Source organism: Arthrobacter sp. M2012083 (assembly GCF_000281065.1).
GTDB lineage: Bacteria > Actinomycetota > Actinomycetes > Actinomycetales > Micrococcaceae > Arthrobacter.
This window is the reverse complement of record NZ_AKKK01000020.1, coordinates 1-12836: the sequence shown is the minus strand read 5'-3', so window position 1 is coordinate 12836 and position 12836 is coordinate 1. Positions and strand designations below refer to the sequence as shown.

The 12836-nt window shown below is 63.3% G+C and carries 9 protein-coding genes, 1 tRNA gene and 1 riboswitch; of the genes, 6 read left to right on the top strand and 4 right to left on the bottom strand.

All coding sequences use genetic code 11. The annotated features are described in order from the left end of the window. Nucleotides 1-59 precede the first annotated feature (59 nt). Nucleotides 60-857, bottom strand: coding sequence for an NlpC/P60 family protein (locus A477_RS0110730; protein ID WP_017199001.1), 798 nt, complete (start codon nt 855-857; stop codon nt 60-62). A 3-nt stretch (nt 858-860) separates the two neighbouring features. Continuing rightward, a riboswitch (cyclic di-AMP (ydaO/yuaA leader) is annotated at nt 861-1028 on the bottom strand. Between the two features lie 174 nt (nt 1029-1202). Further along, nucleotides 1203-1835, bottom strand: coding sequence for a copper resistance CopC family protein (locus A477_RS0110725; protein WP_017199000.1), 633 nt, complete (start codon nt 1833-1835; stop codon nt 1203-1205). Nucleotides 1836-1949: 114 nt separating this feature from the next. Here A477_RS0110725 and A477_RS0110720 point away from each other — a divergent pair, with 114 nt between their 5' ends. The 6 genes from A477_RS0110720 to A477_RS0110695 all read left to right on the top strand — a co-directional run bounded on the left by A477_RS0110720 (nt 1950) and on the right by A477_RS0110695 (nt 10568). Beyond that, on the top strand, nt 1950-3392 hold the full coding sequence (locus A477_RS0110720; RefSeq protein ID WP_017198999.1) for an NCS2 family permease: 1443 nt from the start codon (nt 1950-1952) through the stop codon (nt 3390-3392). Nucleotides 3393-3551: 159 nt separating this feature from the next. Further along, complete coding sequence (gene hutG, locus A477_RS0110715) at nt 3552-4499, top strand: formimidoylglutamase (protein ID WP_017198998.1); 948 nt, start codon at nt 3552-3554, stop codon at nt 4497-4499. 82 nt (nt 4500-4581) lie between these two features. Continuing rightward, on the top strand, nt 4582-5040 hold the full coding sequence (locus tag A477_RS0110710; protein ID WP_017198997.1) for a hypothetical protein: 459 nt from the start codon (nt 4582-4584) through the stop codon (nt 5038-5040). An 84-nt stretch (nt 5041-5124) separates the two neighbouring features. Beyond that, a tRNA-Cys gene (locus A477_RS0110705) sits at nt 5125-5195 on the top strand. Between the two features lie 158 nt (nt 5196-5353). After that, a complete protein-coding gene (locus A477_RS0110700) occupies nt 5354-10243 on the top strand; it encodes an NAD-glutamate dehydrogenase (protein WP_026005525.1) in 4890 nt (1629 codons plus the stop codon). 103 nt (nt 10244-10346) lie between these two features. Next, nucleotides 10347-10568, top strand: a complete 222-nt coding sequence (locus A477_RS0110695) for a hypothetical protein (protein WP_017198995.1) — start codon at nt 10347-10349, stop codon at nt 10566-10568. Between the two features lie 132 nt (nt 10569-10700). Here the strand turns inward: A477_RS0110695 and A477_RS0110690 are convergent, their stop codons facing one another. Beyond that, on the bottom strand, nt 10701-10949 hold the full coding sequence (locus tag A477_RS0110690; protein ID WP_017198994.1) for a hypothetical protein: 249 nt from the start codon (nt 10947-10949) through the stop codon (nt 10701-10703). A 199-nt stretch (nt 10950-11148) separates the two neighbouring features. Then, complete coding sequence (gene hutH, locus A477_RS0110685) at nt 11149-12741, bottom strand: histidine ammonia-lyase (protein ID WP_017198993.1); 1593 nt, start codon at nt 12739-12741, stop codon at nt 11149-11151. Nucleotides 12742-12836: the final 95 nt, after the last annotated feature.

Sequence of the window (12836 nt, the reverse complement as noted above, 5' to 3'; positions counted from 1 at the left end):
GGTGCCTCCAAAGACATTAGTCTTTGAAGGCACCGGCCTTTGAACTGAAGCGTGAGGCTTTATGCGCCAGCGCGTACGTAGGTCAGGGGACCCGTTGCGGTCAACCAGCTGATCGGGTGGATGCCCGTCTGGTTGCCGTTGATGCCACCGCTGATTGCCTGGCCGTTGCCGATGTAGATAGCAACGTGGCCGGACTGGACGATCATGTCACCGGGCTGGGGGTCGCTGACGACCTTGCCGTAGTTCATGAACTGCATGGGACCGAGGTCGCCTACCGGGATGCCTGCGGAGCCGAGAGCTTTCTCGACCATGGCGGTGCAGTCCTGGAAGACGCCGATCTGTGCGTAAGCCGATGCAACCATGGCTGCGTTGACGCCGCCAACGGCGGGAGCAGCAGCTACAGGAGCAGGGGCAGCCGGTGCGGCAGCCACGGGAGCAGCAGCAACCGCGGCCTGGGCGGCAACGGGAGCGGTTGCAGCAGCAGTGGTGACAGCTGCCTTCTTGGCCACGGGGGCCTCAACAACGGGAGCCGGCTTTTCGATGACCGGAGCTGCTACGGAAGCAACGGCCGGACGCTCGAAGTTGACGGTGGCCGTTGCCAGGGCGGTAACAACCTTGGTGGGTGCCTCGGAAACGGTCTCAGCGACCGTTGCGGGGCTGGAGTCGCGCTGAACCGGTGCCTCAGCTGCGTGAGCAGCAATGGAGCCGGTCAAAACGAGGCCCGAGGCTGCTGCGATAACAGCTGCCTGGCGGCCAGCGCCGGAAGCGTTGCTGGCTACTGCCTTCGAGATGGAGATGAACGGATTAGGACGTACGCTGTCCGCCTTACGACGGCCGCGAAGAATGCGTGAAGACATGAAAGAGCCTCTCCCGATGCCTGCGAGGTTAGCTGTCGGATTCGGATGGGAGTCACCCGGCCACTATCCCCCGCTGTTCAGCGGAAGCTTCGTGACTTCACCCCAAGGCGCGCTCGAAAGCGGCCTAAATTGGGTTCCCCGTCTCTGCCGTAGGTTTGTCTGCGAACGGATTCCGGACTGCGGCAGAGCTAGGCAATCAGGCCGGAAGTGCCCGCTACGTGGAACAGGCACAGGTACTACCGTACGCGATGATTCCACCGAAGTCACATTTAAGTAACGGGAAGTGGGCTTCTGGCGTGTCGCAGTGTCCGTTTCGAGATATTCGCAGGTACGTAGAAAACCGCGTTATTCCGCGGGAGTATCGCCGTTAGGGCCATTGGAAGCGGCGAGTTTCTTCCGTGCGGTAACAGCAAGGTAAATAACGAGGCCCACAGCAACAACAGCCAACCCGACAATGCTCCACGGGAAGGGTTGCGAAGCATCAGCGGCCGGCTCAGGGTTGGACGTTCCCGGCACTGCGGTACCCGCCGTGGGTACTACCGCTGACGGCGCCGACACCGACGGCGAGGCACCAACAGGGCCGGTCGCCGTCGTCGTGCTTCCTGCGGTGGCTGTGAACGTAAAGGTGCCCTCAATGGGGTGGGAATCCGAGCTGACTACACGCCATACCACCGTGTATTCACCGGCTGGAGCGCCCTCGCGAAGCTTTTGGACAGCCTGGCTGTCAATGATTTCGACCGGACCGTCCGCCCAGTTCTCACCGCCGGACGTCACGGTGACGCCGGAACCAATCGCGAGCGGGCGGTTGTTGAACGTGATGGAGACCGACGCCGGGACTTCCGCCACGCTGGCACCGTTGGCTGGCGCGGTTGACTCGGCGACGTCGTGCGCGGATGCCGGAGCCGCGGAAAACAGCAAGGCGGACGCGAAAGCAAGGGCAGCGACGACGGCGGCCAGAAGCGGGCGGATGGTACGCATGGGGCGGTTTCTCCTAGTGTTGGCTTCCTTACAGACTAGGCGAATCGTTCAAAGGGCCCACACCGGACAACATAGGATTTGAGAGCAAACTCCCCTCGATCCCCGGAGACCTTCATGCTCAAACAAGGTTCTGCAATCGACCGCTACTTCAAAATCTCCGAACGTGGATCCACGTATTCGCGGGAAATCCGTGGCGGCTTCGCGACCTTCTTCGCCATGAGCTACATCGTGGTGCTGAACCCGCTGATCCTCTCCGGACCCGACTCGAGTGGCGCGTCGCTGGGCTTCACGGCCGTGGCAGCAACCACGGCGTTCGTTGCCGGCATCTTGACCATCCTCATGGGGGCGTGGGCCAAACATCCGTTTGCCGTGGCCACAGGCTTGGGCGTCAACGCCTTCGTGGCAGTCACGGTGGCTTCCCATCCCGGCTTGACCTGGCCGGACATGATGGGGCTCGTAGTGTTGTCTGGCGTCACCATGCTCATCCTGGTGCTGACCGGTTTCCGAACAGCGGTGTTCAAGGCGGTTCCGGAGGCTCTGAAGACGGCAATCGTTGTGGGCATCGGCCTCTTTATCGCCCTCATTGGCCTGGTCAACGCCGGCTTCGTCCGCCGCATCCCCGATGCCGCCGGGACCACCGTTCCGCTGGGCCTGGGCGTCGACGGAAAGCTCATGGGCTGGCCGACGCTCGTTTTCGCAGTGGGCTTGATCCTGACCATCGCCCTGGTGGTCCGAAAGGTCCGCGGCGCCATCCTGATCGGCATCGTGGTCTCCACCGCGCTGGCCGCCATCCTCGAATTCACGCTGCACATCGGCCCAAGCTTTGACGGAACCAACGTCAACCCCCGCGGCTGGTCCTTGGTGGCCCCCACGCTTACCGAATGGGGCGCCCCGGATCTGTCCCTCATCGGCAAAGCCAACCCCTTCGGTGCTTTTGAACACCTCGGCTTCATCGCTGCGGCATTGCTGGCATTCGTGATCCTCCTGAGCATCTTCTTCGACGCCATGGGCACCATGGTTGGTCTGGCCAACGAGGCCGGAACCGTGGACAAAGACGGCAACATCCCCAACGTTGACCGGGTCCTCCAGGTTGATGCCCTCGGTGCAATCGTGGGCGGCGGAGCCTCAGTTTCCTCCAACCAGATCTTCGTCGAGTCCGGCGCCGGCATTGGTGAAGGTGCCCGAACCGGCCTCGCCTCGATCGTCACCGGTGTCCTCTTCCTTGTGGCCATGTTCTTCACGCCGCTCATCAACCTGGTGCCGTTCGAGGCCGTGGCCCCCGCCCTGGTGGTCGTGGGCTTCATGATGGTCTCCCAGGTGGGCAAGATCGATTGGCAGGACTGGGGCGTCGGAATTCCCGCGTTCCTGACCATCGCCCTCATGCCGTTCACTTATTCAATTGCCAACGGCCTCGGCGCCGGCTTTATCTCCTACGTCCTGATCCGTACGTTCCAGGGCCGCGCCCGCGAAGTCCACCCCTTGATGTGGGCAGTGGCAGCCGCGTTCCTGCTGTTCTTCGGCATTGGAACGGTGGAGGAGTTGTTGGGCGTCAAGTAGGTTCTCGCCGAGATGGCATTTCATGACGGTGTTTGGCGCGCTGAACATTGGCATCAAATGCCATCTCGCGGCGTCTACGGGGAGCGTGAGTCCGGAATTCCAGACACCCCCACGACACAAAGGCTGGTTTTGGCCTCCCATGTCCGGTGTGCTTGAAGCATGGAAACCAGCCCCTTCACCGTAGATGTCTCGCCTGCCCCCTGGACGGGTCGTTTTGATGGCGATGGCGATGAGCACCGGCGGTGGTGGCAAGCGGTAGCTCCCCACGAAGCGTCTGCCGCCCAAGCAGCCTCGCGACCCGCCGTCGTGCTTGGCTTTTGCAGCGACGCCGGCGTCCTCCGGAACCAGGGGCGCGTGGGCGCTGCTGCCGCTCCGGCCGCCATCCGCTCTGCGCTGGGGCCGCTGGCCTTCCACCTTGATCGTGACGTGTTCGACGCCGGTGATGTGGTTGTGGAGGACGACTCACTGGAGGCGGGCCAAGAGCGCGCCGGACGCTCCATCGCGGGACTGCTCGACGCCGGCAATCTCACCGTGGTGCTGGGCGGGGGCCATGAGACCGCCTTCGCCAGCTACTTGGGAGTGGCTGGTTCCGCAGCAGTTCGCGGCAAGCGACTGGGTGTGCTGAACCTGGACGCGCACTTTGACCTGCGGGATGAACCGACGCCGAGCTCAGGGACGCCCTTCCTGCAGATGGCCCACGCGGAAGCCGCCGCGGGGCGTGAACTTCACTACGCCGTCGTCGGCATCTCGGAGCCCAACAACACGCGAACGCTCTTCAACACGGCCCAGCGCTTGGGCGTGAAGTACCTGCTTGATGAGCAGTGCACTCCGGAAGCAGTGGAGGTCTTTGTCGCAGACTTCCTGGCCGGGGTGGACGTGTTGTACCTGACCATCGATCTGGACGTGATGCCGGCGTCGGTGGCACCCGGGGTGAGCGCGCCCGCTGCGTACGGTGTGCCGCTGCCTGTGATCAGTGCCGTTTGCAGGCAAGTTGCTGACAGCGGGAAGCTGCTGCACCTGGACGTGGCAGAGCTGAATCCGGAGTTCGACATTGATTCCCGGACCGCGAAGGTTGCCGCGCGGCTGATCAACACGCTCCTGGCGTAGACACGTTTGGCGTAGACGCGTTTGGAAGGCCCTGTTCATGGGCACGCTCCTCCGCATAGCCTGTGTGGAGGAAAGGACAGCGATGCGCACACCTCTTGTGCAGGAGAAGTGGGCCTGGGTCGCGGGGTTGGCGGCTGTTGCCCTCGGGCTGGCCGCGCACATGCTGGCTGGTGGCAGCATTCCCGCCGTCCCCGTCCTTCTGGGCTTCGCCGCACTGTCCTGTCTGGCGGCCCAACTCGTTGCGCGCTGGGTGCACGGACCCTTGCTGTTGCTGCTGCTGTCCGGCCTTGCCCAGCAGTTGCTGCACGTGGGTTTCGACGCCTTTGGCGGGTACTTTCGCGGTAACGGGTTCCTGGATCACTTGCACGGCGGCCCGGTCTTGGGGGACACACCGGCAGGGGCGGTAGCCAATGGCGGCTCCGTTCACCTCCTGCTGTACACGCACATGGCCGCGGCCATCCTCACACTCTTGGCCGCCTCCGGAGTGATGAAGCTGGCAGGTCGTGCGTCATTGACGGCAACGGAAAGCCACACAGCGTAGCCCGACGAAACCACACGTAGCCCTGCGAAAGCCTGGGAAATGAACTTTGATCCCGCCGCGTCCCCGCACCTAGTGTCGTTTGCACGTGGTGTACCCGAGAGGCCAGGGAGCTGCCTGCAAAGCAGCGCACGCGGGTTCGAATCCCGCCACCACGTCTTGGGGGCGCAAACCTCCCGCGAGGCGGCACTTAATGACAATGTTTCCCTCAAACATTGGCATTAAGTGCCACCTCGCGGGAGCATGAAGTGAGGCGCAGGGACTTCGCCGGGCCGCAACGCACGGCCTCTCCATTGCGCAGCGGAGGCGCACGGAAATGTCACCCAGGGTGGAGCCGGCGGACGGATTCCTGACCGACTACTACGAGCACGTTTCAGAGGACGACGTCCGCTATTACACCCCCGAGACGCTGCTGGAACGTGCCCGTTACCACCGGTCGTTGGCTGAACGGCGTGAGCCGAACCAGGCGGTGATCGGGGTCCTCCACGAGGCCGATGCCAGCGTGGTGGCGATCGTCACCGACGACATGCCTTACCTTCTCCCCTCGGTCACAGCGGAGATCGCCCGGGACACCGCGTCCATCCGGCTCCTGGTCCATCCAACCTTCAGCGTCGAGCGCGACCCCGTCACGCACCGCCTGACCGAGCTTCACAGGGCGCCGCACCGCACGGGGTTGCCTACCGGCGTCGAACCTTCCGCCGCCGGCTCCCCTGCCGGGCCGGTCACCCAACAGCATCACGACGGCGGACTGCTCACCGAGGCGTGGATGGCGATCGAGATCCCCCGGCTCCCGGATGAGGCGGCAGAGGAGCTCCTTGTCGGCCGGCTGCGGGAAGTCCTGCGGGATGTTCGGTCCGCAGCAGAGGACACCGAAGCAATCCACCAGGAACTTGCAAACCTCGTCAGGGCATTGGGCGAACTTGCACCATCAGGCCCCGAAGCCAAGGAAGCCCAGGAGCTGCTGGCATGGCTGGGTGAGGGGAACTTTGTGTTCCTCGGGTATCGCGGGCAGCATGGGCTTGGCTTGCTGCGGGAACCAAGAGAGGGCCCCTACAGAGGCTTTCCAGAGACGGACGCCCACCTCCTCACGCTCACCAAGTCCACGCAGCGCTCTACGGTCCTGCGCCGGGCGTACCTCGACGAAATCAGCGTGACCACCGCGGGGAAGGAGGGCCGCCAGCAGACATTTGTGGGCCTTTTCTCCCCCAGCTCCACGTCCCATTCGGCCCTGGAGATTCCCGTCATCCGCGACACCGTTAACCAAGTCCTGAAAGCGTTTGGCTACCCGCCAGGTTCGCATCACGGCAAGGAGCTCCTGGCTGTCATGGAATCGTATCCGCGGGACGAACTTTTCCACATTGACGCAGAGCAGTTGGCCACCCATGCCCGTGAGATCCTGCGACTCCAGGAGCGCCACAGCACACGGCTGTTCCTCCGCCCGGACTCCTACGGGCGGTTCATGACAGCGCTCGTTTTCCTGCCCCGGCGTCGTTACAACACCGCCGTCAGGCTCAATATCGAACGTGAACTTCGTGAGGCCTTCGGCTCGGACTCCATTGAGTTCGAGCTCCGTTTGGGCGAATCCGCCATGGCACGCGTGTTTTTCCGCATCCTTTTGCCCCAGGCGGCGTCGCCGCACCAGGGTGCTTCCGGCGTCGTTGATGCCTCGGTTCTGGAGCGGCGGATCATCGCCGCTACCAGGACGTGGGCACAGGGCCTGGCCGAGGCGCTGCAGGCGCGGTATCCCTCTGATGAGGCAGCCCGGCTGTCCCGGCAGTGGGCTGCCGCGTTCCCAGCCGGTTACAAGGCCTATTACGAGGTGGAGGACGCTGTTGAGGACATCACGAAATTTGAGAGTTTTCCGCCCGGCGAAAGCGACGAAACCGATCCGCTGCTGACGGTCTACAAGCGCCCCGGCACTGCCGTCCTCACGGAGGATGCCCGCATCCGCCTGTACTTGACCCGACCGCAGAGCCTCACCCAGATCCTTCCGTTCTTCCACAACCTTGGCTTGAAGGTCCTGGACCAGCGCCCGTTCGACGTGCAGCGCGGGGATGGCCGGCAATTCTTTCTGTACGACCTCGGGCTAAAGTATCCGCGCGGCGTGGATCCCCTGACCACGGGCGACCTGCTGGCCGGCGCGTTCTGCGCCGCCATGCGTGGTGACGCGGAGTCGGACGCCTTTGACGCCCTTGTCATCAGGGAAGGCATCGACTGGCGGAGGGTGGCCATCCTGCGCGCCTACGCCAAGTACTTGCGGCAACTCGGGAGCACCAACTCGTACGGCTTCATCGCGGACACGCTGAGGGAGAACACGGAGTCAACGCATGCGTTGCTGGAGTTGTTCGAGGCGAAGTTCAATCCGGACAGCTACGCGCCGGACCTGTTTGATCCCGAGCTCAACAACCCAACTGCGGTGCTGGCCGGAAGTGACGTCTTCGAGGAAGGCAGCAGCGAACTGAGCCATCGGACGCAGGCAATCCACGCGGCGCGGGCCAGACTTGGCCAGGCGATTGACGCTATCCCCGTCCTTGACGCAGACCGCTTCCTCCGGACACTGTCCAGCCTGGTCGAAGCCACACTACGTACAAATTTCTACTTGGATAAGCCGTACATCAGCTTCAAACTCAATCCGTCCACCATTTCGGCAGCACCAGCACCCCGGCCAACATTCGAAATCTGGGTCTACTCGCCACGTGTCGAAGGGGTGCACCTGCGCTTCGGACCTATAGCCCGCGGAGGACTCCGATGGTCGGACCGGCGTGAAGACTTCCGCACGGAAATCCTGGGCCTCGTGAAGGCGCAAACGGTCAAGAACGCCGTGATTGTTCCCACGGGAGCGAAGGGCGGCTTCTTTGCCAAGCGGCTCCCCGACCCGGCAGAGGACCGGGCTGCCTGGCTGGCCGAGGGCCAGGCCAGCTACCGGACTTTCATCCGCGGGCTGCTGGACATCACGGACAACCTCGTACCAGATCCCGACGGCGGCACCAAGGGACGCATCGTAGCGCCACCTCGCGTGGTGCGGCACGACCGGGACGACTACTACTTGGTTGTCGCTGCGGATAAGGGAACAGCCGCCTTCTCGGACATCGCGAACGCCCTCGCCGGTGAGTACGGTTTTTGGCTGGGAGACGCCTTCGCTTCAGGTGGTTCGGTGGGCTATGACCATAAGCAGATGGGCATTACCGCCCGCGGTGCTTGGGCATCGGTACGACACCATTTCAGTGAACTGATGATCGATTCCCGGGCCGAGGACTTCACGGTGGTAGGCATCGGGGACATGAGCGGAGATGTCTTCGGCAACGGCATGCTCCTCTCCAACCACACCAAACTGGTGGCCGCTTTCGATCACCGGCACATCTTCCTTGATCCCACACCAGACCCTGTCGAGTCCTTCGCTGAGCGGGAACGCCTTTTCAAACTCCCCCGTTCCAGCTGGGCTGACTATGATCGCACCAAACTGAGCGGCGGAGGCGGCATCTTTGCACGCACAGATAAATCCATCCTGATCACCAAAGAGGTCAGGCTCGCCCTGGGTTTGGATGAAGCTGCCGGATTAGCGGAAGGCGCCGATCCGAAGGGGCAGCTGGCCATGAGCCCGCAGGAGCTTCTTAAGGCAATCCTCATTGCCCCGGTGGACCTCCTGTACAACGGCGGAATTGGTACCTATGTCAAGGCATCCACGGAGTCCAACGCCGACGTCGGTGACAAAGCGAACGACGCCATCCGCGTCAATGGCAACCAGCTCCGCGCCCACATCATCGTCGAAGGCGGCAACCTCGGCATCACGCAGCGCGGCAGGATTGAGGCGGCTCTGGCGGGCATCCTGGTGAACACGGACGCGATCGACAACTCGGCGGGCGTGGACTGCTCCGACCACGAGGTCAACATCAAAATCTTCCTGGACCGCATGATCGCCGCGGGCAGGATGTCTTCCGTGGAACGGACAGCCTTCCTTCATTCCCTGCAGGACGAAGTGGGGCGTCTGGTACTCAAGACCAACGATGACCAAAACGTCCTGCTCCTCAATGACAAACAACTTGCCGTCGAATGGAGCCCTAGCTTCGAAAGGACCATGGACTGGCTGGAGTCAGTCACGGGCCTGGACCGGGGATTGGAGTTTCTCCCGAGCAATGAGGAACTGCAGGCCCGAGTCCTCACGGGCAAGGGATTGACCTCTCCCGAACTCGCTGTGCTGGCCGCCTACGCCAAGATCGAGCTGGCCCGGGAACTCACGGAGGGCGGCCTTGCTGACGATCCATGGTTCTCGCAGACCCTCCACGACTACTTCCCCAAGCAGATCTCCGAGCGGTTCGGCGAACATCTGTCCACCCATCCGCTCCGCAGGGAAGTCGTTGCCACGGTGGTGGCCAACGACATGATCAACATGGGTGGCATTTCCTTCGCTTTCCGGGCCATGGAAGAGACCACAGTGTCAGCGGCTGCCGTGGCACGCGCCTTCGTGGTGATGCGGAAGATCTGGGATCTGGACTCGGTCACCCAGGCAATTGCCCAATTGCCTGCCAGCACACCCAGCGAGCATGGCGCAGCCGTAGCCCTGGACATGCGGCGCCTGTTGGACCGGTCCGTGCGCTGGTACGTGACTCACGATTTCCGCGACAAGCCTATCGCCGATGCCTTGGCCCGGTTGGAGCATCCCATGTCCCTGATGCGTGCCAATTTCACCGGGCTGCTGCATGGCATCAATCTGGCGCACTCCCTGAAGCGCCTTGCCCATACCGATGCCGTGGGATTACCCCACTCTTTGGGGATCCGCGCTTCAGAGCTCCTGGTCAGCTACGGCCTGCTGGACATTTCGGCCATTGCCGAGGAACTGCAGGAGCCGGCCGAGGGCGTGGCGGAGGTGTACTTCGCCGTGTTTGAGCGGATTTCCGCGATCCCTTTGCTGGAGCACATCACCATGCTGCCGCGTGATACCCACTGGGAGTCATTGGCGAGGGCTGCGTTGAGGGATGACATGTATCTGGTGCTGGCGGACATGACCAAGGCCGTGGTCAGGCACACCCTGCGTTCCTCTGCTGCAGTGGCCGATCCCGAGGAACGGATCATGGATTGGGAGCACGGAAACATCGAACAACTGGCGCGCATCCAGGAGACCATCCAGGAAGCCATCAAGCCAGGTCCTGTGGACATCGCAGCTCTTTCGGTGGCAGTAAAACTGCTCCGCGCAATGGTCCGCAGGTGAGACCCGGATCACGGCCCTGCCAGTCATCTTACAGATATTTGACGCCCGCCATCTATGATTGATGGGTCGCCCTCGCATGCGGCAAGTAATAGGAGGCCCCCAAATGACCCCTGCAATGATTGCAGAACGCGAAATTCGTCTGTCTTTTTCCAAGGCAGACGAGATCCACGACGGACTCGACCGCGCCGTGGATGCCCTGATCGAAAACGCAGCAGCTGACGCTAACTGCGGCATTCTGGTGACCCGGCACGAGCCCGGCACCTACACCGTGGCTTTGGACGAATCCGTTCCCTTCGGTCAGACCCGGGAAGTACTCGCTGCCTGATTGCCACCCCTGACGGCACTGACGACAGCGAACAAAGAACCGGGGCCCGTTCCGTTTCCGCACCTACTACCCGCGGAAAGGGAACGAGCCCCGGTTTCTGGTTTAACAAAGTAGCTCGGCCGGGACTGCCACCTACGCCCGGCGGAGAGTCACGCCGTCGGACTTCATGAACAGTTCCTTGCCCTCTTCGGTCACGCCCGATCCCGAGTGCTCAAGCCAAACAACATTCCCGCTGCCGGAAACTTCCTCGACCCGGCCGGCGGCGATCACGTGGGCGTATTTGACCACTTCCACCCGCTCGCCAACTTTCAGCGTCTTCCAGTCGGTGACTGTAGCCGTGTGGGCGCTTCGCCTGGACAGGACTGCTCCGCGTGCCTTCATTGAACTTCTACCCCTTTGTGGATGTTCTCTGTTGTGTATTGAGTTGTGTGAACGGTTGACCGTCAGGCCCACGACATCGTTGGCGTGGACGTGACGTACACCATAAGTTTTACTACATTTGCCACGCCCCGGCGCTTGCGTTGCGAACAAAGACCGGGGCGTGACAAATATGCCCATCAAATGAGCGTTTTATTCGACATCAGGCCAAAATCCCGACGGCGGATTCGGCGGCCGCGCGGACCGCACCGGAGCCAACCAAACGGTCAGCTGCTTCCAGTTCCGGCGACAGGAACCGGTCGGTGCCCGGGCCTTGGACCACTTCACGAAGCACCTCAAGCACGGCCGTGCCGGCGGGCCCCGGGGTGAGTTCGCCGTCGGACATTTGCGTCCGCATGTCAATGGCGCGGGCGCTCGTGACAAGCTCGACGGCGAGCACGCGGCGGAGGTTCTCCACCGCCTTGCGCAGCTTCCGGGCAGCGTGCCAGCCCATGGACACGTGGTCTTCCTGCATGGCTGAGCTGGGGATGGAGTCCACCGACGCCGGAACGGCGAGGCGCTTGTTGTCCGAAACCAGGCCGGCCTGTGTGTACTGGGCGATCATCAGGCCGGAGTCCACGCCGGGATCTCCGGCGAGGAACGCCGGAAGTCCGTGCGAGCGGGCCGGATCAAGCATGCGGTCGGTGCGACGCTCGGCGATGGAGCTGAGGTCCGCGACCGCAATGGCCAGGAAGTCCAGGACGTAGGCCACGGGAGCGCCGTGGAAGTTGCCGTTGGACGTGACGCGGCCGTCCGGGAGGACCACCGGGTTGTCGATCGCTGCAGCGAGTTCGCGGGAAGCCACCAGCGCGGCGTGGTCCACGGTGTCGCGGACAGCCCCGGCAACCTGCGGGGCGCAACGCAGCGAGTAGGCGTCCTGGACCTTGGTGTCGTTGATCCGGTGGGACGCAACAATCGGCGAGTTGGAGAGCACGCGCAGCATGTTGTCAGCGCTGGCAGCCTGGCCCGGGTGGGGACGCAGTGCCGCGTGGAGCTCCGGGAGGAATACCTGGTCAGTGCCGAGCAATGCCTCGACGCTCAGCGCTGCGGTGACATCCGCCGTCGCAAGCAGCAAACGGATGTCGGCGATGGCCATCAGGAGCATGCCGAGCATGCCTTCGGTGCCGTTGACGAGGGCCAGGCCCTCCTTCTCAGCGAGGGTAACCGGCTCGATGCCGTGCTGCGCGAGCAACTCAGCAACTGCAGGCCTGCCAGCGGTTCCGTACAGTTCGCCGTCGGGACCCGTTGCTTCGCCTTCGCCCATGAGGACCAGTGCGCAGTGGGACAGCGGGGCGAGGTCACCGGAGCAACCCAGCGAACCGAACTCGCGGACCAGCGGGGTGATGCCGGCGTTGAGGACGTCCACCATGGTCTGCAGGACCACGGGTCGGACGCCCGTGCGGCCGGAGGCGAGGGTCTTGGCGCGGAGGAACATGATCCCGCGGACCACTTCGCGTTCCACGGCCGGGCCCATGCCGGCGGCGTGGCTGCGGATCAGCGACTTCTGCAGCTGCGTGCGGAGGTCGTTGGGGATGTGGCGGTTGGCCAGCGCGCCGAAGCCGGTGGAGATGCCGTAGGCGGGGACGTCGCTGGTGGCGAGATCGTCAATGTGGGCGCGGACCTTGGCCACGTTGTCCAGGGCATCCTGGGAGATGGTCACCTTGGCATCGTGGCGGGCGACGGCGACGACGTCTTCCGGGGTCACGCCACTGGAACCGAGGGTCACGGTCAATTGTTCGTTGGACGTAATAGTCATGTTCTTACTTCTCGTTCATGGGGATGCGGACGCCGCGTTCGTTGGCGACCTCGATGGCGCGGTCGTAGCCGGCGTCGACGTGGCGGATGACGCCC

Excerpts from the sequence above, each read along its gene's own strand:
- A477_RS0110720 (WP_017198999.1), top strand. The coding sequence starts at position 1,950 with ATGCTCAAACAAGGTTCTGCAATCGACCGCTACTTCAAAATCTCCGAA.
- A477_RS0110710 (WP_017198997.1), top strand. The coding sequence starts at position 4,582 with ATGCGCACACCTCTTGTGCAGGAGAAGTGGGCCTGGGTCGCGGGGTTG.
- hutH (WP_017198993.1), bottom strand. The coding sequence starts at position 12,741 with ATGACTATTACGTCCAACGAACAATTGACCGTGACCCTCGGTTCCAGT.
- A477_RS0110700 (WP_026005525.1), top strand. The coding sequence starts at position 5,354 with ATGTCACCCAGGGTGGAGCCGGCGGACGGATTCCTGACCGACTACTAC.
- A477_RS0110690 (WP_017198994.1), bottom strand. The coding sequence starts at position 10,949 with ATGAAGGCACGCGGAGCAGTCCTGTCCAGGCGAAGCGCCCACACGGCT.
- A477_RS0110730 (WP_017199001.1), bottom strand. The coding sequence starts at position 857 with ATGTCTTCACGCATTCTTCGCGGCCGTCGTAAGGCGGACAGCGTACGT.
- A477_RS0110725 (WP_017199000.1), bottom strand. The coding sequence starts at position 1,835 with ATGCGTACCATCCGCCCGCTTCTGGCCGCCGTCGTCGCTGCCCTTGCT.
- A477_RS0110695 (WP_017198995.1), top strand. The coding sequence starts at position 10,347 with ATGACCCCTGCAATGATTGCAGAACGCGAAATTCGTCTGTCTTTTTCC.
- hutG (WP_017198998.1), top strand. The coding sequence starts at position 3,552 with ATGGAAACCAGCCCCTTCACCGTAGATGTCTCGCCTGCCCCCTGGACG.